Here is a 24075-nt window from a genome sequence, read left to right on the forward strand (position 1 = left end):
TAACAAAATTTTTTTACTATAAAATAAAGAAGAGTAGCAAAAAAGCTTTAAAAACAAAAGGAGATGAGATAAAGTATGATTACAAGAAACGATGTTGAATATGTTGCAAACCTTGCAAGGCTAACTTTGACAGAAGAAGAGATAGAGAAGATGACAAAAGAGCTTGGAGCTATAATCGAGTTTGCAAATAAGCTTTCTGAGTTAAATACTGAAGGGATTGAACCAACAGCACATGTCCTCAATATTTACAATGTTTTTAGAAGCGATGAGGTAAAACCTTCATATCCACGTGAAGAGATTTTGAAAAATGCCCCATCTCATGACGATGTTTGTATAAAAGTTCCAAAAATAGTAGAATAAATCTTTATATGTAAGGAGGCAAAACAAAAGATGCTCTACAAACTGACTGCTCACGAGGCAATTGATCTTATCAAGAAAAAAGAGGTAAAATGCCAAGAGGTTGTTGAAAGCGTTCTTGAGAGAATTAAACAGGTTGAAGATAAGGTAAAGTCATATATAACAATCACAGAAGAACAGGCTTTAGAAAATGCAAAAAAAATTGATGAAAAGATTGCCAAGGGTGAACAGGTAGGAAGCTTATATGGGCTTCCAATTGCTCTCAAAGACAACCTGTGCACAGATGGAATAAAGACAACCTGTGCCTCAAAAATCCTTTACAACTTTGTTCCCCCTTACGATGCAACTGTTGTGAAAAAGCTAAAAGAAAATAATATGACGCTTTTAGGAAAGCTCAATATGGACGAGTTTGCAATGGGCTCATCAACAGAAAACTCTGCTTTCCACACAACAAGAAATCCGTGGGATTTAGAAAGAGTTCCGGGGGGTTCATCAGGTGGATCTGCTGCGGCTGTTGCGGCAGATGAAGCATTTTTCACCCTTGGTTCTGACACAGGTGGGTCTATCAGACAGCCAGCTTCACTTTGTGGAGTTGTTGGCATGAAGCCAACATATGGAAGGGTTTCGCGATTTGGACTTGTTGCATTTGCATCTTCTCTTGACCAGATAGGACCTTTGACAAAAGATGTTGAAGACTGTGCTTTAGCTATGAATATCATCTGTGGACATGACCCATATGATGCAACATCAGCACCAATTGAGGTTCCTGACTTTACGAAGGCTCTTGTAAATGATGTCAAAGGTCTTAAGATTGGAGTTCCAAGAGAATATATGGAAAAAGGAATTAACGATGAAGTAAAAAAAGCTATTGAAAAAGCTCTTGAGCTTTTAAAATCTTTGGGTGCAGATTATGAAGAGTTTTCAATACCAATTGTGGAGTATGCTCTTCCAACTTACTACATCATTGCATCATCTGAGGCAAGTTCAAACCTTGCAAGGTATGATGGAATCAAATATGGGTACAGGACGCAAAACTATGAAGACCTAATAGATTTATACAAAAAGACAAGGTCTGAAGGTTTTGGTGCAGAGGTAAAAAGAAGAATTATGCTTGGCACATATGCACTTTCTGCGGGGTATTATGATGCATACTACAAAAAAGGACTTCAGGTGAGGACATTGATTAAGCGAGCATTTGATGAAGCTTTCCAGAAATATGACGTCATAATCACTCCTACAAGCCCAACAACAGCTTTTAAAATAGGTGAAAGAGTTTCAAACCCTCTTGAGATGTATATGTCGGATATATGCACAGTGCCAGTTAACATTGCAGGGCTTCCTGCAATATCTATTCCGTGCGGTTTTGATTCTAATAACCTTCCAATAGGTCTTCAGATTATAGGCAAGGCGTTTGATGAACAGACGATATTAAGAGTTGCATATACCTATGAGCAGAACAGCGGATATAGAAACTTAAAACCTCAGAATTTATAATACAGGACCCTATAGATTGAACAAAACCATTATTTTAAACAAGAGGTGAAAAAAGAAGATGGAATATGAAGTTGTAATAGGTTTAGAGGTTCATGCTGAGCTTGCGACAAAGTCGAAAATATTTTGCAGCTGCACAACAGAGTTTGGCGGTGAGCCAAATACCCACTGCTGTCCTATTTGCACTGGTATGCCAGGAGTTCTTCCTGTTTTGAACAAAAAGGCAGTTGAATATGCCATAATGGCAGGTCTTGCAACAAACTGCCAGATAGCAAGATATAGTAAGCAAGACAGAAAAAATTATTTTTATCCGGACCTTCCAAAGGCTTACCAGATTTCACAGTATGACTTGCCACTCTGTTACAATGGTTATATAGACATTGAGGTAAATGGGCAGAAAAAGAGAATAGGAATAAAGAGGATTCACATAGAAGAAGATGCCGGAAAGCTTCTTCATGACCAGTGGGAAGAAGGGAGTCTTGTTGATTTTAACAGGTGCGGTGTTCCTTTAATTGAGATTGTTACAGAGCCGGATTTACGTTCAAGTGAGGAGACACGAATTTTTCTTGAAAAGCTAAAAGCAATTTTGCAATACACAGAGGTTTCTGACTGCAAGATGCAGGAAGGTTCTCTCAGAGTGGATGTGAACCTATCTGTGCGTCCAAAAGGTTCAAAAGAATTCGGTACAAGAACAGAAATGAAAAACTTAAACTCTTTCAGGTCTGTTGTGAGAGCAATAGAATATGAGGCAAGAAGGCAAATAGAGGTTTTAGAAAGCGGTGGTGTTGTTGTTCAGGAGACAAGGCGCTGGGATGATCCAAAAGGTATAAGTTTATCTATGAGGACAAAAGAAGAAGCGCATGACTACAGGTATTTCCCAGAGCCTGACCTTCCACCTATAGTTGTAGACGACAGCTGGATTGAGGAGATTAGAAAAAGAATTCCTGAACTTCCTGACCAGAAAAAGGAAAGGTATATAAAAGAGTATGGGCTTCCAGAATATGATGCCGGCGTTCTGACTTCATCAAAGGCTATAGCCAACTATTTTGAAGAGTGCATAAAATATACGCAAAACATAAAGGCTGCAAGCAACTGGATGATGGGAGAGATTATGAGAATCTTAAATGACAAAGGGTTAGAACCTGAGGAAATTAACAATATAAAGATTAAGCCAAATCAGCTTGCAAGCCTTATTAACCTTGTTGATAACAAGACAATTTCCAACACTATTGCAAAACAAGTCTTTGAAGAGATGTTCGAAACGGGCAAAGATCCTGAAGTTATTGTAAAAGAAAAAGGGCTTGTTCAGATAACAGACAGGAACGTAATTTTAGAAGCTGTGAAACAGGCAATAGCAAACAATCCAAAATCAGTAGAAGATTACAAGAATGGCAAAGATAAGGCGTTTGGCTTTTTGGTTGGGCAGGTTATGAAGATAACAAAAGGCAAGGCCAATCCACAGCTTGTAAATGAGATTTTAAGAGAGGAGCTTGAGAAAATTTAAGCTCCCTCTTTTTTAAATTTTTTGAAAAGGTGAGAATGAAGGTGGAAACCAAAAGGTTTGGAATAGAGGAAGAAATCTTAGATAAGATTATCGAGATTTTTAAAAAATATAAGCAAGTTAAAAAAGCTTGCATCTTTGGTTCGAGGGCAAGAGGAGACTATAGAAGAGGTTCTGATATAGATATATGTATTTGGCTTGAAGAGGAGAGTGAAAATCCAATTTATAAAATCCAGAATGAATTAGAAGAAGTTAATACAATATTGCTGTTTGATGTTGTTGCGTTCAATAGCATTACAAAAGAAAGTCTCAAAGAAAGTATCATAAAAGAAGGAGTAATTATATATGAAAGAGAGAATAGTAGAGAAGTATGAAGATTTTAAGACTGTTTTAAAAAGATTAGAAGAAGGTATGAGTATACAGCCGGACAAGGATATTATTATGGACGGGGCAATCCAGAGATTTGAATTTGTCTTTGAACTTTCATGGAAGCTCATGAGGGAATATTTGAAGTATACTGGTTTGGAGATTAACAATCCTCGGACCGTTATAAAGTATGCATATCAAAATGGCATTATAGAAGACGGTGACAAGTGGCTTAAAATGCTTTCAGATAGAAATATGACTTCACATTTATATAACCAAAAAATGGCTTGTGAGATTTATAACAACATTAAATACGAGTATATAGAACTATTTAGAAAGTTACTTTTAAAATTTGAAGAGATAGTATCTTCTGAACTATGAAGATGGCAAATTTGTTGATGGATTTGCAAAAAAAGGGTAAAATAAAATTAAGAAAAGAAGCTTTTAACAAGCAGACATTTGAGGAGATGGGAAGATGCAAAAGAAAGAAAAAAACAACAACTTTTACATGGCATTTTGTGATGACAGGTTCAAGATAAATAGAATAGCAGTTACCTTTATAGACAGGCTTGAAAGAGAAAAAAATACTTTGAATGCCCTGTTTCCAATGGTTTTAATAAGAGGGAACAACAAGTACAAGGATATGAAAGAAATAAATAGATTTTTGGACAATATGTATGGTGCATCTTTGAGCATTGATGTAGATAAAAAGGGTGACCTGCAGGCAATTTCATTTGCAATAAGCTTTTTAAATGATAGATTTGCAGGAGAAAACCTTTATACAAAAGCGCTACAGTTTTTGTATGACATCATATATGGTCCGATAAAATATGGCGGTGGATTTGAAGAAGAAGCTATATTGCAAGAGAAGAACAATCTAAAACAGGAGATTGAAGGCAGGATAAACGACAAGGTCCAATACGCAATTGACAGGTGTATAGAGATTATGTTTGAGGGGCAAAACTATGCTCTTTATGAAAAAGGAAATGTTGATGACTTGCAAACCATCACAAAAGACAAGCTCTTTTCACAATACCAAGAGGTTATTACCAAAAAGCCTATGTACGTGTTTGTCTATGGTGACTATGATGAAGAATGGGCAACTTCAAAAGCATTAGAGATTTTTGGAGAGGAAAAAAGAGAGAGTATACACAATAATTTTTTTGTAAACATTCCATTTGAAAACACAAGATATGTAACAGAAGAAATGGAAGTAAATCAAGGCAAAATTGCCCTTGGGATAAGAACAAATGTGGATGTGACATCTGAGGATTATTACAAACTTTTGATGCTCAACGGAATTTTAGGAGCATCTCCAAAATCAAAACTTTTTGAAAATGTTCGCGAAAAAGCTTCTTTGTGCTACTACGTATTTTCAAGGATTGACAGGTTCAAATCTGTAATGATTATTAGCTCTGGAATTGAGATTAAAAACTATGAAAAGGCTCTGAATTTGATTTTGCAACAAATAGAGGATATCAAAAATGGGAAGATTGATGATATCGAATATGAAAGTGCAATAAACTATTATAAAACAGCCCTGATGGCTATATATGACAGTCCAAGGGATCTTCTGAGTTTTTATTTAAATCAGGCATTGGTTGGACAAATAATAGAGCCCAAGGAAGTCTTTGAAAACCTCAAAAATGTGAATATAGAGGATATAAAAAGGATAGCAAACAGGTTTGAGCTTGATACTGTATATTTTTTGAAAAACAGAGGTGTTGCTAAAGATGGAAAGGATTTATGATGAGGCTCTTCACGAAGAAGTTTATATAAATTCGTATTCCAACGGGCTAAAAGCTTTTGTTATAAAAAAGAAAAACTTTAGCAAGGCATTTGCAGGTTTTGCAACAAAATACGGTTCTGTTGATAGCAAATTTGTCCATCCAAAAACAAAAGAAATTGTTGAGGTTCCAGATGGCATTGCACATTTTTTGGAACACAAATTGTTTGAGGAAGAAGAAGGAAATGTGTTTGACAGATTTGCAAAATTTGGTGCAATGGCAAATGCATTTACTTCCTTCAAAGAAACAGTCTACTATTTTATATCCACTCAAAACTTTTATGAAAATTTTGAGATTCTCTTAGATTTTGTTCAAAATCCATATTTTACTGATCAAAATGTCGAGAAAGAAAAAGGAATAATTGGACAGGAGATAAGAATGTACCAGGACAATCCAAACTGGAGGGTTTATTTTAATCTCTTGAATGCACTTTATGTAAACAATCCTGTGAAAATTGACATTGCAGGAACCTTAGAAAGTATTCAAAAAATTACAAAAGAGGATTTGTATTTGTGTTATAATACATTCTATCATCCAAGCAATATGATAATTGTTGTATGCGGTGATGTGGACCCGCAAAAAGTTTTTGATATAATTGAAAGGATGGAAAAGACAAAAGAATATCAAAGCCTGATAGAAAGGATTTATCCTGATGAGCCCGAAGAAGTAAATCAAAAAAAGATAGAGGCAAGGCTTTCGGTGGCAGTGCCAATCTTCTATATAGGCTTTAAAGACAATCAAAATGACCTTCCACCGTATGAGATGATAATGAAGGATATCCAAACACAGATAGTGGCTGAGATGTTATTTGGAAAATCCACAGATTTTTATGAGAAGCTTTATAAAGAAGGGCTTATCAATCAAAACTTTGGGTTTGAGTACAACTGTGAGCCTGAATATTCATTTTTTATGATTGGTGGAGAAAGCAAAGACCCTGAAGAGGTCTACAAGAGAATAATAGAACACATAGAGGGGGTCAAGAAAAAACGAATTGACAGGGCAGAGTTTGAGAGGGCAAAAAAGGTTGTGCTGGGAAGCCACCTGAGAAAGTTTGACAATCCTGAAAAACTCTCTGTTGAGTTTATATACAGCTATTTCAAAGGAGTCAATATTTTTGAATATGTTAAGGAAATCACTTCTGTATCATTTGAAATGTGCGAAAAAAGGCTCAAAGAATTTTTTGATGAGAGCTTGAGCTGTATATCAATTGTATGGCCTGCAGATTGAAAAATAAAAGTATGGAGTAAAGGAAAATGATAGATGATAGCATAGTCTTTCCAGGACTTGGTTTGAGGTTTGACTTCAGTCCTATAGCATTTGAGATTTTTGGACTTGAGGTCAGATGGTACGGGATTATAATTGCAATTGGTTTTTTATGTGGCTTTCTTGTAAGCACATATTTTGCCAAAAAAGAAGATATAAATCCAGAGATTTTACTTGACATTGCAATAATTGCAACGCCTGTTGCAATAATCTTTGCAAGGGCTTATTATGTGATTTTTAATTTTAAAGAGTTCGAAGGAGATATTTTAAGTATATTTGCCATTCGCCAGGGTGGAATTGCGATATATGGAGCTCTGATAGGTGCAATTTTGATCACATACATTTATTGCAAGATAAAAAAAATAAATTTTTTCAAAATATGTGATGTAGGTGTTCACGGTCTGATATTAGGACAGGCAATAGGAAGATGGGGTAACTTTGCAAACAGGGAAGCTTACGGGTATGAAACAAATCTTCCGTGGCGTATGCAGATTTATAGCAGAGAGGCGGGAAAAAGAATAGAGGTTCATCCAACATTTTTGTATGAATCTCTATGGGATTTTCTTGTCTTCTTACTTTTGATATTCTTAAGAAAGTATAAAAAGAAAGAGGGGGATATTTTAGGGTATTACTTTATACTTTACTCTCTCGGCAGATTCTTTATAGAAGCCTTAAGGTCAGACAGTTTAATGATAGGAAATTTTAGAGTTTCTCAAATTGTTGCAGTTTTGTGTATTGTTGTAGGAAGTGCGATTGTGGTATCGAACAGCAGGTCATTTTTCGACAAAATATAGCAAAAAAATAGTACAATGTATTTTTAGAGTATTTTTGTTGACAAAATACGCGTTTGGGTTTATAATTAAAATACAATCTTTGTAAGATGGTGGGAATATGATAACAGAAAAAATAATGAAACTAAGAGAGAAGTTGGATGAACTGATTAACAACAATGCTGATTATGAATCGATATATCATGTCAGTACAGAGCTGGACAAGCTTATTTTGGATTATTACAAGGAGAGAAATGAAATGGTGATCAAAAAACTAATCAAAAAGGAAGGGAATGCGTAGAAAAGTTTGCTTTGGTCAAAAAAAGCCTGATAGCGGGGGGCAAAACACAAAAGATGAAAAGTTTTAAGATATAAAAAATAGGGCAGATAAAAATCTGTCCTATTTTTTTTTCATTTGTTGAAGGATTTTTCAAGTTGGTATAGAATATTTTTATAAAGTGGTTCAAAGTGGAGTAAAGTGGTTGAATGTTAATAGGAGAATACAAACATGTGGTGGATAGTAAAGGTAGAATAATTCTTCCTTCTAAATTCAGAGAAGAGCTTGGTGAGAGATTCATACTTACAAAAGGGCTTGACAACTGTCTTTTTGGCTATTCTTTAAAAGAGTGGGGTGTACTTGAGGAAAAGCTCAAAAAACTTCCACTTACAAGCAAAGAAGCACGAACATTTTTAAGATTTTTCTTTGCGGGAGCCTGTGAGTGCGAGGTTGACAAACAGGGAAGGGTCCTCATTCCCCAGAACCTCAGAGAATATGCAGGTATTCAAAAAGAGGTATTTATAATTGGAGTAATGACAAGAATTGAAATATGGAGCGAGAATAACTGGCTAAAAGAAATGACCAATGAGAACCTTTCTGTTGATAGGATAGCACAAAAAATGGAAGAATTGGGCATATAAGTTTTGAGAGGAGCAGAGGAAATTCTGATGTTTGAGCATATACCAGTACTACTTGAAGAGTCTGTATCTTTTTTGATTACAAATCCGGATGGAATTTATGTCGATGCTACTTTTGGTCTTGGTGGACATTCAAAAAGAATTCTTGAAAAGATTTCAAATAAGGGTTTTCTTATTGCCATTGACAGGGACTTGGAAGCCATTGAACTTGGAAAAAGAAAATTAGAAGCATACAAGAATGTAAAGATTGTGCATTCTTCATTTTCAAAAGTGGATGAGTTGCTGGAATGTTTAGGAATTGAAAAGATAGACGGAATACTTTTCGATTTTGGAGTTTCCTCTTTGCAGCTTGACAAGCAGGAAAGAGGTTTTTCATACAATAAAGAAGCCTTTTTGGATATGAGAATGGATACAACATCAAAGCTCACAGCATATGATGTTGTCAACTTTTATTCTCAGGAAGATTTGGAAAAGATAATTAGAGAATACGGTGAAGAGAGGTTTGCAAGAAGGATTGCAAAAGCTATTGTTGAAAGAAGGAGTAAAAAGCCTATTGAAACCACAACAGAGCTGAGCAGTTTAATTTCTTCTTTAGTGCCAAGGCCAAAGGACGGGTCACACCCTGCACAGAGAACTTTCCAGGCCATCCGAATAGAGGTAAACGGTGAGCTTGACGAGATAAAGATTGCACTTGAAAAGAGTTTGAGATTTTTGAGATCTGGTGGGAGGATATGTGCAATTTCTTTTCACTCTCTTGAGGACAGAATAGTAAAAGAGTTTTTCAAATTTCACTCTCTTGAGTGTGTCTGTCCGAAAGATATTCCTGTATGTAGATGTGGCAAGAAAAAAGAGCTTAACATCATTACAAAAAAGCCAATAACCCCTTCTAAAGAAGAGATTGAGAGTAACAAAAGAAGTCACAGTGCAAAACTTAGAGTTGCCGAAAAGGTCTGAAAAATATAAAGGGGGTTTTTAAAATGTCAAGAACAGGTTCAGCAATTTACAGTGAGGATTACTGGGAAAATTATCAGGTTGCAAGAGAAGAGATTGAACAGGAGATTGCCAGAAAAAATCAGATAATAAAGCAAATCTCAAAACAAAAAAAGGTTGAGAAGGTGAGGTTTTTAAGGAATGTATTGTTTGTTTGTATATTTTGCAGTATGTCAATAATTATTATGTGCGGGTATGTGAATATTACTCATGAGAGAGCAAAACTTGCTCAGCTTCAGAATGAACTTAAATTACAAACTGATATGAACAAACAGTTAAAGCTTGAGATAGATGGCAAGCTTACTCTCTCAGAGATAGAAAAGATTGCACAGCAGAAGTATTCAATGACTTATCCTGACTTTTCTCAGGTTGTATATATCACTGTCCCTTCAGCTGAAGAAAAAAATCAAAGGGTCGCAAAAGAAGTAAAATCGAATTATAATAATAAAGTGTCTTTGATAATAAACTTTATTAAGAAAATCTTTTAAATTTTTTTAAGACCCAAGAAGCTGGAGGAAATAAGACTTGAAAGAAGCGGCGTTAAGGGTAAAAAAGAGAATCCTTTTTGTTATGGCAGTGTTTTTTTTAAGCTTTGTGTTGCTGGTGGGACGCCTTTTTTATCTTCAACTGATAAAAGGAGAAGAACTCAAAAAAAGAGCTTTTTCCCAGTGGACACGGGAGAGGCTTGTTGCACCTAAAAGAGGAAGCATTGTAGACAGAAACGGCAAGATCTTGGCAATGTCAATCACAGCTGAGACAGTTGTTGCATCTTTGAATCAGATTAAAGACAAAGAATGGACAGCTAAAGTGCTGTCTGGTATTTTGCAGATGGACTATAAAAAGATTTTGAATAAGCTTAATACAAAAGGAGTTTCAGACATCTACATAGCACGCAATATTGACAAAGAGAAAGCAGATAAGATAAGGAAGTATGCCCTGCCAGGGATTTACTTAACAGGCGGAACAAAAAGGGTGTACCCAAACGGCAATTTTCTGGCTCAGGTTCTTGGTTTTACAGGAATAGACGACCAAGGACTTTCTGGGCTTGAACTTTATTATGATAAGTATCTTCGCGGCAAGCCCGGTGCTATTTCAGCCCAGACTGATGCAAGCGGCAGGGCTGCGCCGTTTTCGGAAGAGTTTTTTAAAAAACCTGTTGATGGATATGACCTAATGCTTACAATTGATGAGACAATACAACATTTTGCTGAAAAATATGCACAAAAAGCGCTTTACGATAACAAAGCAAAAAGTGTGACCATAATTGTCGAGAAGGTTAAAACAGGCGAGATTCTGGCCATGACCTCAAAACCTGATTTTGACCCCAATAGACCATTTGAGCTTATATACAAAGATAAGTTTCCTGATTTTTATAAGCTTTCTCAAGCAGAGAAAAACAAGATAGTCCAGTCGATGTGGAGAAACAGAGCACTGACAGACACATATGAGCCCGGGTCAACATTTAAGATAGTCACCGCAGCTGCAGGACTTGAAGAAGGGATTGTCAATGAGAATTCTCAGTTTTATTGCAGGGGATATGTTAAGGTTGCAAATGCAATATTAAAGTGCTGGAGATATTACAACCCGCATGGTAGCGAAAACTTTGTTGAGGGTGTTCAAAATTCATGTAACCCTGTGTTCATAGAGGTGGGGCAAAGGCTGGGAAAAGAGAAACTTTACAAATATATAAACCTTTTTGGGTTTGGTCAAAAGACAGGAATAGACCTTCCCGGTGAGGCAAAAGGGATTGTTCAGCCACTTGGAAAGGTTGGACCTGTTGAACTTGCAACAATTTCTTTTGGCCAGGGAATTTCAGCAACTCCCATTCAGGTTATCAGCATGATAAATGCAGTTGCAAACGACGGTGTGTGGGTCCAGCCTCATGTTGTAAAGGCCATATATGATAAGGACAAAAAACTGTTCAAGTCTTTTGACACACCACAAAAAAGAAGAGTTTTAGACCAAGATGTTGCGCGAAGGCTTAAAGTAATACTTCAGTCTGTTGTGACAAACGGAACAGGGCACAATGCTTATCTTCTGGGCTATAAAGTTGCAGGAAAAACAGGAACTTCGCAAAAGTATGACAAAACATCTAAAAAGTATATAGCATCATTTGGAGGGTTTGCACCAGCTGACAATCCCGAGGTGTCGGTTCTTGTCATAATAGATGAGCCTGACCCTTCACTTTATTATGGAGGTCTTATAGCCGCACCGGTTGCAAGAGATTTGTTAAATGATATACTAAGATATTTGGACATACAGCCACAGTATACAGCCGAAGAGTTGAAACAGATTGAGTTTTATAAAGAGTATATAGTGCCAAATACAATCGGGATGAATGTTGAAGATGCAAAGAAAGAAATAAACGATAACAAGTTCAACGCAAAAGTCATAGGTAATGGTAACAAAGTGATTGACCAGGTTCCAAAAGCTGGGTTTATGTTGAAAGAAGGTTCAACGATAATATTGTTCACTCAAGAGATGTCGCAGACAACTGTAGCTGTTCCAAATGTAGTGGGCTTGAGTTCCCAGGATGCACAAAAGGTGCTTTCAAATAGTCTTCTCAACATAAAAGTGAAAGGAATAAAGGGAAAGATTATAAGACAAAATCCACAACCAGGAACAAAAGTTTCAATAGGTTCAATTGTTGAGGTTGAAATTGCTGACAAAGAGAATGCAGAATAGAAAGGGTGAAGACTTCTTGAAATTATTGGATTTGATTGAGAATATTGATGTTTTAGAAACAAATGTTGGAGATTTTGATAAAGATATAACTGATATTGCGTACAATTCAAAGAATGCAAAAGAAGGCTGTGTTTTTGTGTGTATAAAAGGCTTTAAAACAGATGGGCATGAATATATAAATGAGGCAATCCAAAATGGTGCATGTTTGGTGGTTGTAGATGAGTTTTTTGACACATCTAAAATTGAAGGGAAGATTGATTATATAAAGACTTCAAATACACGTAAAGCCCTTGCTGTTATGTCTGCAAACTTTTTTGGTCATCCTTCAAAGGACTTTTTGCTAATAGGTGTAACAGGTACAAACGGCAAAACTTCAACAACATTTATGATAAAATCCATCCTTGAAGCTCATGGGCAAAAAGTGGGGTTGATTGGTACAATCAAGAATATGATAGGTAGCAGAGAAATTGAAGCTCAGCATACAACGCCTGAGTCTTATGACCTGCAAAAACTCTTTTGGCAAATGAAAAGTGAGGGTGTTGACAGTGTTGTGATGGAAGTTTCTTCGCACTCTCTTGAACTTTTTCGAGTATATGACTGTGATTTTGACGTTGGAGTTTTTACAAACCTCACTCAGGACCATTTAGACTTTCATGGAACAATGGAAAATTATTTTGCTGCAAAGTTGAAACTTTTCGGTATGAGCAAAAAGAGGGTTGTAAATGCTGATGATATGTGGGGAAAAAGGATTATAGAAATGTATCCTGACAGTGTGACATACGCTAAAGACAGCGATGCCCAAGTTTTTGCACGAAATATAAAACTTTTTGTTAACAAAAATCAATTTGAGTTGTGGTACAATGGGGAAAAAGAGGAGATAACACTTAACATTCCTGGTGTTTTTTCGATTTACAACAGCCTTGCTGCTTCTGCATGTTGTATTTCGCTTGGTATAAAGCTTGATGATATAAAAAAAGGGCTTGAAAATCTAAAAGCAGTGCCAGGAAGGTTCGAGATTGTAGAGTCAAACCAAAAGTTTACTGTGGTGATTGACTATGCACACACACCAGATGGGTTATTAAATCTCATGAAGACAGTAAATGAAGTTACAGACGGCAGAAAAGTGTTACTTTTTGGATGTGGCGGAGACAGAGATAGGACAAAAAGACCGATTATGGGTGAGATTGCCGGAAGAATGGCAGATTTTGTGATTGTTACATCTGACAATCCACGAACAGAAGACCCACTCAAGATAATTGCTGATATCTTGGAAGGGATAAAAAAGACAAATGTTGAGTACGTGGTCATACCCGACAGGTATGAGGCTATTAAATATGCCATAAAGAATGCAAGAGAAAACGATTTTATTGTTCTTGCCGGGAAAGGACATGAGACTTACCAGATTTTAAAAGACAGAACAATACCATTTGATGAGAGAGAGGTTGTGAAGAATATCTTAAAGGAGATAAGAGAATGAACCTGTGGCTTTCTGAGATAGCAAAAGCTGTAAATGGAGAACTTAAAAATTTTTCTACTGATGTTCTTGTTAAAAATTTTTCAATTAACAGCAAAAGTATAGGAAAAGATACTTTGTTTATTCCCTTAAGAGGAAGCAGATTTGACGGACACGATTTTGTAAAAGAAGCACTGCAAAACGGTGCAATTTCGTTTATTTCTCAGAAAGACTTTGATGATTTAAAAGTACCTTATGTTAAGGTAGGAGATACGCTTTTAGCACTGCAAAGCTTGGCTTATTTTGCAAGAAGAAAATTAAATGACTTGAAGGTTGTAGGAGTTACTGGTAGTGTAGGCAAGACCTCAACAAAGGAGTATATATTCAATGTATTGAGTTTGAGGTACAGAGCTTTTAAAAACCAGGGCAACTTTAACAACCACATAGGTCTTCCAATTTCTATTCTGAACATGCCAGAAGATACACAGGTTGCTGTATTTGAAATGGGAATGAGTAATTTTGGAGAGATTTCTAAACTATCTCAAATTACAAAACCCGATATTGGTGTTATTACAAATATTGGTGTTGCTCACATTGAAAATTTAAAGTCACGGTACAACATTTTTCTTGCAAAGTCAGAGATTCAGGACGGAATGCCGGAAAGTGGAATACTGATTATAAACAACGACAATGATATTTTGAACCTTCACAAAAAAGAATTCAAAAGAAAGGTTGTTACCATTGGGATTGAAAACGAGAGCAATTTCAGAGCGCAAAACGTGCAAAAACATCAGAATGGATTTTCATTTGAGGTAGATAACTACACCTATTTTATAAAAAGCTTTAATTTTCATGACATTTATAACTCTCTTTTTGCAATTGCAGTGGGGACAATCTTAGAGATAGACAGGGAGCTTATAAAAGAAGCAATCCGTCAAAAGGAGAGGCTAAAAAGAAGGTTTGAGGTTATCAATAAAGGAAGCATTACAGTTGTGGATGATACTTACAACGCAAGCACACATTCGATGCTGTCTGCCATAGACAGTATATGTGAGTTTGACGGCAAAAAGATATTAGTGCTGGGCGACATGCTTGAACTTGGCGAGTTTTCTGAAGAGGAACACAGGAGGGTTGGCAGATACATATTGCAAAAGCCGATAGATGTTGTCATATGTACAGGGAAAGATGCGTTTTATATATTCGATGAAGCAAAAAAGAAAGATGGTGTAAAAGCATATTTTGTTTCAAAAGATGAGTGTTTAGATGTGTTGAAAAGAGAAGTTACAAGCAACTGTACAATCCTTTTTAAAGCTTCGCGGGGCATAAAACTTGATGAAGTTGTAGATGAATTTCTCAAGGAGAGATAAAAGATGCTTGACATAGACACAATACTTGCAATAATAATTTCATTTTTGATTGTCTTAATTGTTATGCCAATTGTAATTCCCTTTTTAAAATATTTAAAATTTGGTCAGGTTGTGAGAGATGATGGTCCAAAAACACACCACAAAAAAAGTGGAACACCTACAATGGGCGGGCTTGTTATAGGTCTTGCTATTATTGTGACATCGCTAATTTTTTACAAAAAGTATCCTGCAATTGGAGCACCTCTGATAGCCACAGTTGCGTTTGGGCTTATAGGTTTTATAGACGATTTTATAAAGGTAGTGCTAAAAAGGTCGTTAGGTCTTCGCGCACGCGAAAAGTTGGTACTTCAATTTTTGATTAGCATAACGTTTTTGTATGTTATACAAAAACATTTGGGAAGCGATGTTTACTTACCCGTTATAAATAGATACATTGATTTGAAATGGGCATATGTTCCTGTGATGTCAGTTTTAATGGTGTTCACTGTAAATGCTGTGAACCTTACAGATGGACTTGACGGCTTGGCAAGCGGTGTGACAATGATAGTTTCTTTGTTTTTAGCCATCATATCTATATTTTCGAAAAACCATGATATGGCAATATTTAGCGGAGCTATTGTGGGAAGCTGCATGGGATTTTTGAGATACAACGCCCACCCGGCAGTTGTGTTTATGGGAGATACTGGTTCTTTGATGCTGGGAGGAAGTATTTTTGCAATTGCTGTGATGTTAAAGCAGCCTGTACTTGTTTTGGTAATAGGTGGGCTATATATAATAGAGGCAGTATCAGTAATGCTTCAGGTATTATATTTTAAGCTCACAAAAAAGAGAATATTTAGAATGGCACCTTTGCACCATCACTTTGAACTTTTGGGCTGGGATGAGGCAAAGGTTGTTGTTGTGTTTTGGATATTTACAATTCTGTTTTGCCTTCTTGCCTTGGCAATGATACAGCTAAAAATTTAGGAGTTGGAGGTTTATAAATTGGATTTAAAAGGGAAAAATGTTTTGGTAGTAGGTCTTGGTAGAAGCGGATTAGCTTCTGCGCGGTTTTTAAAAAAACATGGTGCTTTTGTGATAGGCTTTGATGAAAAAGCAGAAGAACAGTTCAAAGAAGAAAAAAATGATGCACAAAAGTTACTTGATGAAATCTATTATTGTGAGATTCCTGATGAGTTTATAGACAGGGTCCAACTTGTTATTGTAAGTCCTGGAGTGCCACTTAGCAAAAGACCTTTGGTGCTTGCTCATAAAAAGGGCATTGAGGTTATTGGTGAGATTGAACTTGCGTACAGGTTTTGCAAAAGTAAAAACATAGTTGCAATCACTGGGACAAATGGCAAGACAACAACAACAACTCTTGTAGGAGAGATTTTAAAAAAGCAGTATGAAGATGTGGTTGTATGCGGCAACATTGGTCTTCCATTTATTGATACGATAGAAACATCAAGTGAAGATACTATTTTTGTACTTGAAATATCAAGTTTTCAACTTGAAACAATTAAGTACTTTAAACCGAAGATTGGGTGTATTCTCAATATAACTCCCGACCATCTAAACAGACACCTAACAATGGAGAATTATACAAAAGCAAAGATGAGAATATTTGAAAATATTGATGAAATGGGATATACAGTCCTCAACTATGACAATAACATAACCCGTGACTTAATAGGATTGGCAAAAGGAAATGTGATAGTGTTTTCAAAAACAAAGACTCAGTTTGAAAATGTAGTGTTTGTCGAAAATGATGTAATCTATTTTACTTTTGAAGGAAAAACACAAGAGGTTATGAAAAAAGATGAGATATTTATCCCGGGGCAGCACAATTTAGAAAATGCTCTTGCAGCAATTAGTTGCACTTTGCCGTTTGGAATAGAAAAAGATACAATTGAGCAGGTACTGAAAACCTTTAGAGGAGTTGAACACAGGATAGAGTTCGTGGCAGAGATAAATGGTATAAAATTTTACAATGATTCAAAAGGTACAAACACTGATGCGGCTGAAAAAGCACTCAATGCTTTTGAAAACCCAATAATTTTAATTGCTGGAGGGTATGACAAGGGAGAAAGTTTTGAAAAGTTTGCAAGCTTAGTTGCCAAAAAGGTTAAGAAAGTATTTTTGCTCGGTCAGACAAAACAAAAGATTGCTAGTGAGCTTGAGAGAATTGGGTATAAAAACTTTGAGTTTGTCTCTACTTTGAAAGAGGCAGTTAGAAAAAGCTTTGAATGTGCGCAAAATGGCGATATTGTACTTCTGTCACCTGCGTGTGCGAGTTGGGATATGTTTGAAAACTATGAACAAAGAGGAAGGATGTTTAAAGAATATGTAAATGAGCTTTTAACAACAGGGATGTGAATGTTAAAAAATGGAAAGGAAGATGATTGACTATCCGCTTTTGTATATTACTCTTTTGCTTTCGCTAATTGGGGTTGTGATGATATTTAGCGCAAGCTATTATTACGCTTATTACCATTTTCATGACAGTTACCATTTTTTAAAAAAACAAATAATAGGTCTTGTACTTGGTTTGATAGTAATGTATATAACAAGTCAGATTGACTATAGAGTATGGAAAAAGTTTGCTATTATGCTCTATATAATAGCTGCAATATCGCTTGTAGCAGTTTTAATTCCGGGCATAGGCAAGCTTGTAAACAACGCGCGTAGATGGATAGATATTGGTCCAATTCAGTTTCAACCATCAGAACTTGCAAAATATGCTCTTGTGATAACACTCAGTACTTATTTTGACCATATTGAAAAACCAAAGTCAAGGTTTAAAGTTTTTGTCTTTTCAATGTTTTTGACAGGGCTGTTTTTTGTCCTTATTTATAAAGAACCAAACATGAGCACTTGCATACTGATACTTGGTATTTCAATGCTCATGCTCTTTGCTTGGGGGTTAAATCTTGGATATTTTATCACGATGGGTGCTTTGGCTGTACCAGTTTTGTATTACCTCACAACAAAAGAGCAGTACAGGGTTGAAAGAATTCAGGCGCTTTTTAACCCGTGGGCAGACCCAACAGACAAAGGATACCAGATAATTCAATCATTGTATGCAATTGGTTCCGGTGGGCTTTTTGGAATGGGACTTGGGCAGAGTAGGCAAAAATTGCTGTACATTCCTGAACCCCACACAGACTTTATATTTTCAATATTATGTGAGGAGCTGGGGTTTATTGGAGCTATTTTTGTGATAATCCTATTTGTACTTTTTGTATGGAGAGGGATTGTTATTGCGCTAAATAGCCCTGACAGGTTTGGAACACTTTTAGCATTTGGTGTCACAAGCGTAATAGCCATGCAGGCAATCCTGAACATAGCTGTTGTTACAGCTTCAGTGCCGGCAACAGGTGTGCCACTACCTTTTATAACATACGGGGGAACTTCAATAGTGTTTCATCTTTTTGGTGTAGGGATATTACTGAGCATTTCAAAAAGGATAAAGGTGATAAAATGACACAAAGAAGTAAAACATTGATATTTAGTGGTGGCGGAACAGGTGGTCATATTTATCCTGCAATTTCTGTTGCTGACTGTCTGAAAAAGATTGATAGTCGTGCGAACATAATCTTTATTGGGACAAGGGAAGGACTTGAAGCAAAAATTGTACCAGAGACAGGATATATGATAGAATTCATAGAAGTAAAAGGTCTTAAAAGACAGATAAAAATAGAAAATATTACTGTAGCAGCAAAATTTTTGAAAGGATTTTGGCAGGCAAGGAAAATATTAAAGCTATATAAGCCAGCTTGTGTATTTGTAACAGGCGGGTATGTATCACTTCCTGTTGCATTTGCTGCAAAAAGTTTTGGGATAAAGATTATTTTACACGAACAGAATGCTTTTCCGGGGCTTGCCAACAGGATAATTTCAAGGTTTTGTGACAAGGTCTTGATAAGCTTTGAGGAGAGCAGAAAATACTTCAAAAAAAGCAAAGATATCATTTTAACAGGGAATCCTATCAGGCTTGAGATTTTGAATTACGATCAAGCTCAGGCAAAACGTGAAATTGGAATGGATGGCAAGACCACCATTTTGATAGTAGGTGGAAGCAGAGGAGCAGAAAATCTAAACAGGGCAGCGATAAAACTTGCAAAGTCTTTTGAAGGTAACAATGATGTACATTTTATCCTTTCGACAGGTGAGAAGAAGTTTGATGATGCAAAGAGTTATGCCGAACAGTTGAATGCGGGGGCAAACATAAGTCTGTATCCGTACATTAAGGAAATGCCAAAGTACCTTGCCGCTGCTGATATTGTTATTTCAAGAGGTGGTGCTATAGCCATCTCAGAGATAACTGCACTTGGTAAGCCAAGTATAATTGTTCCATCACCATATGTTGTTAACAACCATCAAGATTACAACGCAAGGGCTTTAGAAAAAGAAGGTGCATGTTTTGTGGTACTTGAAAGTGAACTTGATGGCGATAAACTCAGAATTCTTTTGGAAAAGCTTATATATGATAAACAGCTATATACTTCTATGCAGAAAAAAAGCAGAAACTTGGGAAGACCTGATGCAACCGAGAAAATAGCGAGGTTATTGAGTGAATATATCTAATAAGTTTTTTGTAACAGTCAATGCAGTTTGAGAATAAAATAATATGCGACGGTTTGCTAAATAAAAGTTTGGAAGTAAAAATGCAAAAACTTATCATATATGGTCCGACAAGCCTCATGGGAGAGATTGAGGTTGAAGGTGCAAAAAATGCAGCACTTCCCATATTGACGGCTTCTATTTTAGCTCAAAATAAAGTTATTATTACAAATGTACCTGATATTGTTGATGTAAAACATACCATAGAGATTCTAAAGTATCTTGGGTGTAATGTATTATTTGAAAACAATACGGTGGTGGTAGATAGTAGTTCAATTGAAAGATTTACCATTCCACCAGAGTATGCAAAGCTTATGCGGTCAAGTGTACTTTTTATGGGAGCACTATTGAGCAAGTTCAGAAGAGTAGAGTTATCTAATCATCCAGGGGGGTGTGAGATAGGGCAAAGACCAATTGACCTTCACATCTCAGCTTTTAGACAGCTTGGAATAGAGGTATTTGAAAGTAATAACAGAATAATGTGCCGCTGTGATAGAATTAAAGGCAGTGAAATTTTTTTGCCAATTCCCTCAGTTGGAGCAACAGAAAATATAATTCTTGCTTCCATATTTTGTGACGGTGAAGTAGTAATAAAAAATGCGGCAAAAGAACCAGAGATAGTTGACCTTTGTCATTTTTTAAATAAGCTTGGTGCAAAGATAAAAGGTGCAGGTACACATATAATTAAGATTGAGGGTGTGAAAAGGTTAAATAGTGAAGAGGTAATTCACAAGGTTATTCCTGATAGAATTGTAGCAGGGACGTACCTGTGTGCAGTTGCTGCGTGCGGGGAAGAAGTAGTTTTAAAAAGTGTATTTCCAAGACATTTAGATTCAATATTGCATATTCTCAAAGGTTCGGGATGTAAAATTAAAGAGTCAAAGAATGAAATTTGGATAAAGAAAGAAGGAAGATTAAAAGGCGGTTTGCGGATAACCACACATTATTATCCTGGTTTTCCCACAGACCTTCAGGCTCCTGTTTGCAGTGCGTTTGCAGTAGCAAGCGGAGTTACAATAATCAAAGAAACCATCTTTGAAAACAGGTTCAAACACGTACCCGAACTTGTCAAAATGGGTGCTGATATACATGTTGAAAAGGATATTGCAGTTATAAACGGTGTTGAGAAGTTAAGAGGTTGTAAGGTTTTTGCGCGTGATTTGAGAGGTGGTGCAGCACTTTTTATAGCGGGGCTTTCTGCTCAAGGGGTAACAGAGGTTATGGATGCAGACTATATCGACAGGGGATACGAGAAAATAGAGGAAAAATACTCATTGCTTGGAGCAAAGATTCTCAGAGAAAAAGGTGAGTGAATATTTAAAAATGGGTAGATTGAGTGTAAAGATTAGTGTATTATTAATGTTAGGAGTTGTATTTTCTCTTTTTATTTTTAATTTGGACTACTTTGATGTAAAAAATTTCAGTATACATAATTTGCAAAGAGTTAAAAAAAATGATATTATAAAAATAATACAGCAATATCAAAACCAGAACATATTGAGTGTGAACACAAAAGAGCTTAAACAAAAGTTTTTGGAAAATCCGGAAATAGAAGATGTTGTAATAAAAAGAAAGCTACCCGATACCCTTTTAATATATGTGAACGAAAAAAGGACAGTTGGTCTTATAAAATATTTAAATTCGTATATAGAAATCGACAAAAAAGGGTATGTAATAAGAATAGAAGGAGATTTACCACAAAATTCGATTGTGTTCGAAGGGCTTAAAGTAACTCAAGCAGCAGTTGGCAAGAAAATTGTGGTCACAGATGAAGTACTTTTGCAGAGGGCAATTGATGTAGCTGAGAGTCTTTTACGTTTTAATGCGCTAAAGGTTTTTAAAATAGAAAAGATCATTTTGCTTTTAAAAAATGTCAGCGACCTTCAACTTAAAATGGGCAAGCTAACTATAAAACTTGGAGACGGGTCAGATATAGATTACAAATTAAGACTTTTGAAAAGTGTATATGATAAATTGCCAAAAAATGTTGAAGGGATTATTACACTAAATTCTAATGGTATTGCCACATTCAGTCCAGATACTGGGGAGGACAATTGAAAGAATATGAAGGTAAAGATTAAAAAACCGACGGGTGGACAGGTTGCCATTGCTATTTTGCTACTAGTTTTAGGGATTTTAATGTCAATGCAAATTAAAAGTGTTAGACAGAGCAATGAATTGAAAAATTTAGAAAAAGCAAGAGCCATTGAACTTGCTGAACAGATAAACAAACTTAGAGAAGAAAATGTAGGTCTTCGCCAGCAGATTTATGATTATGAGAAAAAAATCAAAGAATATCAGGACTCAGCAGCAAGTATTAGCAAAACAACCGAGCTTTTGAAAGAGGAGCTTGACAAAGTCAAGATTTTAGCAGGGCTTACGGATGTAGAAGGACCAGGTATAATTATTACACTTGATGACAGCAAAATGCCTACCCAGCCCAATGTTGATCCGAACAGTTTTCTGCTACATGACTCTGACATTTTACAGGTTATAAACGAACTTCGGGCAGCAGGAGCTGAAGCAATAGCGATAAATGACCAGAGAGTGGTTTCAACCACAGAGATAAGATGTGCAGGACCAACTATAAGCATAAACAACACAAGGTATTCTGCTCCGTACATAATAAAGGCAATCGGTGACCCTAAGATTCTTAAAAATTCTCTTGAGATGCGGGGAGGTATCATAGATCTTTTGAAGGAATTTTCTATAGAGGTTAAGATTGAAGAAGCTTCAAAAGTTGTGATTCCACGTTATACTGGAAGCTTAAGATTCAACTACGCAAAGATAAGAAGTGAAGGAAGCTGATGAAAAGATGATAGTACTTGTAATTGCTCTTTTGGTTGGAATATTGATAGGACTTTTTATTCCAATAAGTATTCCTCAGGATTATTCATCTTATGTTGCAGTTGGTCTTCTTGCAGCACTTGATTCCATATTTGGTGCTTTAAAGTCAAATCTAAAGGGTGATTTTAAGATTGACATATTTATTTCAGGGTTTGTGGGCAACACTCTCATAGCCATGCTTCTTGCCTACATGGGTGACATGCTTGGCATTCCGCTGTACCAGGCAGCGGTTGTGGCTTTTGGTGTGAGGATTTTTCAAAATTTTGGGGAGATGCGAAGAAGTATTTTGATAAAAAACAAGAGTTTTTCTAAGGAGGAGAAAAACCAATGATTAGTTTTGACACAGAAAAAATGACTGTTGCACAATTGAAAGTTATTGGTGTTGGTGGCGCAGGAAACAATGCGGTAAATAGAATGATTGACGTTGGTGTGTCAGGAGTAGAGTTCATAGCAGTTAACACCGACAAGCAAGCTCTTCAGCGTTCAAAGGCACATTATAAGATTCAGATAGGTGAGAAGATTACAAAAGGACTTGGAGCGGGGGCAGACCCGGAGATTGGAAGAAAAGCTGCAGAGGAGAGTAAAGAGGATATAGCGCAGGTGTTAAAAGGAGCAGACATGGTATTTATTACAGCAGGAATGGGTGGTGGGACCGGTACGGGTGCTTCACCTGTTGTTGCTGAGATTGCAAAAGAGCTGGGGATATTAACTGTTGCTGTTGTTACAAGACCGTTTAAAAGTGAGGGTGCGAAACGAAGAATTAACGCAGAAAAAGGAATAGAAGAGCTGAAAAAGATTGTTGACACAATAATTATTGTGCCAAACGATAGACTCTTTATGCTTTCGACTAATAAGAGCCTTAAAATTTCAGATGCATTCAGAATGGCTGATGATGTGCTAAGACAGGGTGTTCAGGGAATTTCTGATATTATATTGAATGCTGGGTTAATAAATGTGGACTTTGCAGATGTGAAGACTATCATGATGAATAAGGGATATGCTCACATGGGAATAGGCAAGGCAAAAGGCGATGAAAAAGTACTCAAAGCTTTAGAGCAAGCGATCAACAGCCCGCTTCTTGAGACTTCAATAAAAGGTGCGAAAGGTGTTCTTGTAAACTACACGGGAAATCCAGAAGAACTTCTGCTTGACGAAATTGAAAGAGCAAACGAGCTTATTTCTTCCGAAGCTGATGAGAATGTCAACTTTATAATGGGTATTGTTTTCAATGAAGAAATGAAAGACGAGGTTCAAGTTACTGTCATTGCAACAGGGTTTGACACAACCAATGAAGAGTCGTCATCTGCCCAGGTAAATAAAGCCTCGATGCCAAAAATGGGCAATCTCCAAAATCTGTTCCAAGATGATGATATATTTGAAATCCCTATATTTTTGAAAAATAAGAAGTAAAAGAGAGTAACATACAAAAAATTATACATTATACGATTAAGGGGCTATCCAGTTATCTTTTTGCTGGGTAGTCCCTTTTTGCTTTAAAGTACTCTTTAATAAAAAATTCTTTTATTTTATAAATACACAATTGCGATGGGTATAAAACAATTAAGAATTTATTTTTTGCAAAAAATTGTTAGAAAATTGTTTTTTACTAAGGAAACAATTGAAACTATTTTGACATAATTTTACCCTTTTCAGGAATATAATTATTACTTAGAGGTGC

Annotated in this window: 24 protein-coding genes; all 24 read left to right on the plus strand. The window is 36.2% G+C overall.

Annotation, left to right across the window (positions count from 1 at the left end; translation table 11 throughout):
• Positions 1-75: 75 nt before the first annotated feature.
• Entirely contained in the window at positions 76-360 is a 285-nt protein-coding gene (gene gatC, locus ATHE_RS03805) for an Asp-tRNA(Asn)/Glu-tRNA(Gln) amidotransferase subunit GatC (RefSeq protein WP_015907313.1), read from the plus strand.
• A gap of 30 nt (positions 361-390) precedes the next feature.
• Complete coding sequence (gene gatA, locus ATHE_RS03810; protein WP_015907314.1) at positions 391-1851, plus strand: Asp-tRNA(Asn)/Glu-tRNA(Gln) amidotransferase subunit GatA; 1461 nt, start codon at positions 391-393, stop codon at positions 1849-1851.
• Positions 1852-1909: 58 nt separating this feature from the next.
• Entirely contained in the window at positions 1910-3352 is a 1443-nt protein-coding gene (gene gatB, locus ATHE_RS03815) for an Asp-tRNA(Asn)/Glu-tRNA(Gln) amidotransferase subunit GatB (RefSeq protein WP_015907315.1), read from the plus strand.
• A 35-nt stretch (positions 3353-3387) separates the two neighbouring features.
• Positions 3388-3723, plus strand: coding sequence for a nucleotidyltransferase domain-containing protein (locus ATHE_RS03820; RefSeq protein WP_015907316.1), 336 nt, complete (start codon positions 3388-3390; stop codon positions 3721-3723).
• Positions 3695-4096, plus strand: coding sequence for a nucleotidyltransferase substrate binding protein (locus ATHE_RS03825; protein ID WP_015907317.1), 402 nt, complete (start codon positions 3695-3697; stop codon positions 4094-4096). Before ATHE_RS03820 ends, ATHE_RS03825 begins: the two co-directional genes overlap by 29 nt.
• 94 nt (positions 4097-4190) lie before the next feature.
• Positions 4191-5465 (plus strand): EF-P 5-aminopentanol modification-associated protein YfmF, encoded by a 1275-nt coding sequence (yfmF, locus tag ATHE_RS03830; protein ID WP_015907318.1) that lies wholly within the window; start codon positions 4191-4193, stop codon positions 5463-5465.
• On the plus strand, positions 5449-6729 hold the full coding sequence (gene yfmH, locus ATHE_RS03835; protein ID WP_015907319.1) for an EF-P 5-aminopentanol modification-associated protein YfmH: 1281 nt from the start codon (positions 5449-5451) through the stop codon (positions 6727-6729). Before yfmF ends, yfmH begins: the two co-directional genes overlap by 17 nt.
• Positions 6730-6755: 26 nt before the next feature.
• Positions 6756-7559, plus strand: coding sequence for a prolipoprotein diacylglyceryl transferase (gene lgt, locus ATHE_RS03840; RefSeq protein WP_015907320.1), 804 nt, complete (start codon positions 6756-6758; stop codon positions 7557-7559).
• 97 nt (positions 7560-7656) lie between these two features.
• Positions 7657-7836, plus strand: coding sequence for a Spo0E family sporulation regulatory protein-aspartic acid phosphatase (locus ATHE_RS03845; protein ID WP_015907321.1), 180 nt, complete (start codon positions 7657-7659; stop codon positions 7834-7836).
• Positions 7837-8021: 185 nt separating this feature from the next.
• Positions 8022-8453, plus strand: coding sequence for a division/cell wall cluster transcriptional repressor MraZ (gene mraZ / locus ATHE_RS03850; RefSeq protein WP_015907322.1), 432 nt, complete (start codon positions 8022-8024; stop codon positions 8451-8453).
• Positions 8454-8480: 27 nt separating this feature from the next.
• Positions 8481-9404 (plus strand): 16S rRNA (cytosine(1402)-N(4))-methyltransferase RsmH, encoded by a 924-nt coding sequence (gene rsmH, locus ATHE_RS03855; protein ID WP_015907323.1) that lies wholly within the window; start codon positions 8481-8483, stop codon positions 9402-9404.
• Positions 9405-9427: 23 nt separating this feature from the next.
• Positions 9428-9928 carry a cell division protein FtsL gene (locus ATHE_RS03860; RefSeq protein ID WP_015907324.1) on the plus strand — a complete coding sequence of 167 codons (501 nt, stop codon included), beginning with the start codon at positions 9428-9430 and terminating at the stop codon, positions 9926-9928.
• 37 nt (positions 9929-9965) lie between these two features.
• Positions 9966-12125 (plus strand): stage V sporulation protein D, encoded by a 2160-nt coding sequence (locus ATHE_RS03865; protein ID WP_015907325.1) that lies wholly within the window; start codon positions 9966-9968, stop codon positions 12123-12125.
• Entirely contained in the window at positions 12115-13602 is a 1488-nt protein-coding gene (locus tag ATHE_RS03870) for a UDP-N-acetylmuramoyl-L-alanyl-D-glutamate--2,6-diaminopimelate ligase (protein WP_079504010.1), read from the plus strand. Before ATHE_RS03865 ends, ATHE_RS03870 begins: the two co-directional genes overlap by 11 nt.
• Positions 13599-14945, plus strand: coding sequence for a UDP-N-acetylmuramoyl-tripeptide--D-alanyl-D-alanine ligase (locus ATHE_RS03875; RefSeq protein ID WP_015907327.1), 1347 nt, complete (start codon positions 13599-13601; stop codon positions 14943-14945). The genes ATHE_RS03870 and ATHE_RS03875 overlap by 4 nt, the downstream gene beginning before the upstream one ends.
• A gap of 3 nt (positions 14946-14948) precedes the next feature.
• Positions 14949-15911: a phospho-N-acetylmuramoyl-pentapeptide-transferase gene (gene mraY / locus ATHE_RS03880; protein ID WP_015907328.1), complete on the plus strand. Its 963-nt coding sequence runs from the start codon at positions 14949-14951 to the stop codon at positions 15909-15911.
• A gap of 18 nt (positions 15912-15929) precedes the next feature.
• Entirely contained in the window at positions 15930-17303 is a 1374-nt protein-coding gene (gene murD, locus ATHE_RS03885; protein ID WP_015907329.1) for a UDP-N-acetylmuramoyl-L-alanine--D-glutamate ligase, read from the plus strand.
• Between the two features lie 22 nt (positions 17304-17325).
• On the plus strand, positions 17326-18411 hold the full coding sequence (gene ftsW / locus ATHE_RS03890; protein ID WP_015907330.1) for a putative lipid II flippase FtsW: 1086 nt from the start codon (positions 17326-17328) through the stop codon (positions 18409-18411).
• Positions 18408-19514 (plus strand): undecaprenyldiphospho-muramoylpentapeptide beta-N-acetylglucosaminyltransferase, encoded by a 1107-nt coding sequence (gene murG, locus ATHE_RS03895; protein WP_015907331.1) that lies wholly within the window; start codon positions 18408-18410, stop codon positions 19512-19514. The genes ftsW and murG overlap by 4 nt, the downstream gene beginning before the upstream one ends.
• Positions 19515-19594: 80 nt before the next feature.
• Positions 19595-20863 (plus strand): UDP-N-acetylglucosamine 1-carboxyvinyltransferase, encoded by a 1269-nt coding sequence (gene murA, locus ATHE_RS03900; protein WP_015907332.1) that lies wholly within the window; start codon positions 19595-19597, stop codon positions 20861-20863.
• A gap of 10 nt (positions 20864-20873) precedes the next feature.
• Positions 20874-21608, plus strand: a complete 735-nt coding sequence (locus tag ATHE_RS03905) for a cell division protein FtsQ/DivIB (RefSeq protein WP_041727350.1) — start codon at positions 20874-20876, stop codon at positions 21606-21608.
• Between the two features lie 6 nt (positions 21609-21614).
• Positions 21615-22358 carry a DUF881 domain-containing protein gene (locus ATHE_RS03910; protein WP_015907333.1) on the plus strand — a complete coding sequence of 248 codons (744 nt, stop codon included), beginning with the start codon at positions 21615-21617 and terminating at the stop codon, positions 22356-22358.
• Between the two features lie 7 nt (positions 22359-22365).
• Entirely contained in the window at positions 22366-22728 is a 363-nt protein-coding gene (locus ATHE_RS03915) for a small basic family protein (protein ID WP_013430797.1), read from the plus strand.
• Positions 22725-23807 (plus strand): cell division protein FtsZ, encoded by a 1083-nt coding sequence (gene ftsZ, locus ATHE_RS03920; protein ID WP_015907334.1) that lies wholly within the window; start codon positions 22725-22727, stop codon positions 23805-23807. Before ATHE_RS03915 ends, ftsZ begins: the two co-directional genes overlap by 4 nt.
• Positions 23808-24075 lie beyond the last annotated feature (268 nt).

The organism is Caldicellulosiruptor bescii DSM 6725 (assembly GCF_000022325.1).
Taxonomy (GTDB): domain Bacteria; phylum Bacillota; class Thermoanaerobacteria; order Caldicellulosiruptorales; family Caldicellulosiruptoraceae; genus Caldicellulosiruptor; species Caldicellulosiruptor bescii.

What these genes read in the sequence shown, in the direction of transcription:
- gatC (WP_015907313.1), top strand. Translation starts at nt 76, where the DNA reads ATGATTACAAGAAACGATGTTGAATATGTTGCAAACCTTGCAAGGCTA.
- gatA (WP_015907314.1), top strand. Translation starts at nt 391, where the DNA reads ATGCTCTACAAACTGACTGCTCACGAGGCAATTGATCTTATCAAGAAA.
- gatB (WP_015907315.1), top strand. Translation starts at nt 1,910, where the DNA reads ATGGAATATGAAGTTGTAATAGGTTTAGAGGTTCATGCTGAGCTTGCG.
- ATHE_RS03820 (WP_015907316.1), top strand. Translation starts at nt 3,388, where the DNA reads ATGAAGGTGGAAACCAAAAGGTTTGGAATAGAGGAAGAAATCTTAGAT.
- ATHE_RS03825 (WP_015907317.1), top strand. Translation starts at nt 3,695, where the DNA reads ATGAAAGAGAGAATAGTAGAGAAGTATGAAGATTTTAAGACTGTTTTA.
- yfmF (WP_015907318.1), top strand. Translation starts at nt 4,191, where the DNA reads ATGCAAAAGAAAGAAAAAAACAACAACTTTTACATGGCATTTTGTGAT.
- yfmH (WP_015907319.1), top strand. Translation starts at nt 5,449, where the DNA reads ATGGAAAGGATTTATGATGAGGCTCTTCACGAAGAAGTTTATATAAAT.
- lgt (WP_015907320.1), top strand. Translation starts at nt 6,756, where the DNA reads ATGATAGATGATAGCATAGTCTTTCCAGGACTTGGTTTGAGGTTTGAC.
- ATHE_RS03845 (WP_015907321.1), top strand. Translation starts at nt 7,657, where the DNA reads ATGATAACAGAAAAAATAATGAAACTAAGAGAGAAGTTGGATGAACTG.
- mraZ (WP_015907322.1), top strand. Translation starts at nt 8,022, where the DNA reads ATGTTAATAGGAGAATACAAACATGTGGTGGATAGTAAAGGTAGAATA.
- rsmH (WP_015907323.1), top strand. Translation starts at nt 8,481, where the DNA reads ATGTTTGAGCATATACCAGTACTACTTGAAGAGTCTGTATCTTTTTTG.
- ATHE_RS03860 (WP_015907324.1), top strand. Translation starts at nt 9,428, where the DNA reads ATGTCAAGAACAGGTTCAGCAATTTACAGTGAGGATTACTGGGAAAAT.
- ATHE_RS03870 (WP_079504010.1), top strand. Translation starts at nt 12,115, where the DNA reads ATGCAGAATAGAAAGGGTGAAGACTTCTTGAAATTATTGGATTTGATT.
- ATHE_RS03875 (WP_015907327.1), top strand. Translation starts at nt 13,599, where the DNA reads ATGAACCTGTGGCTTTCTGAGATAGCAAAAGCTGTAAATGGAGAACTT.
- mraY (WP_015907328.1), top strand. Translation starts at nt 14,949, where the DNA reads ATGCTTGACATAGACACAATACTTGCAATAATAATTTCATTTTTGATT.
- ftsW (WP_015907330.1), top strand. Translation starts at nt 17,326, where the DNA reads ATGATTGACTATCCGCTTTTGTATATTACTCTTTTGCTTTCGCTAATT.
- murG (WP_015907331.1), top strand. Translation starts at nt 18,408, where the DNA reads ATGACACAAAGAAGTAAAACATTGATATTTAGTGGTGGCGGAACAGGT.
- murA (WP_015907332.1), top strand. Translation starts at nt 19,595, where the DNA reads ATGCAAAAACTTATCATATATGGTCCGACAAGCCTCATGGGAGAGATT.
- ATHE_RS03905 (WP_041727350.1), top strand. Translation starts at nt 20,874, where the DNA reads ATGGGTAGATTGAGTGTAAAGATTAGTGTATTATTAATGTTAGGAGTT.
- ATHE_RS03910 (WP_015907333.1), top strand. Translation starts at nt 21,615, where the DNA reads ATGAAGGTAAAGATTAAAAAACCGACGGGTGGACAGGTTGCCATTGCT.
- ATHE_RS03915 (WP_013430797.1), top strand. Translation starts at nt 22,366, where the DNA reads ATGATAGTACTTGTAATTGCTCTTTTGGTTGGAATATTGATAGGACTT.
- ftsZ (WP_015907334.1), top strand. Translation starts at nt 22,725, where the DNA reads ATGATTAGTTTTGACACAGAAAAAATGACTGTTGCACAATTGAAAGTT.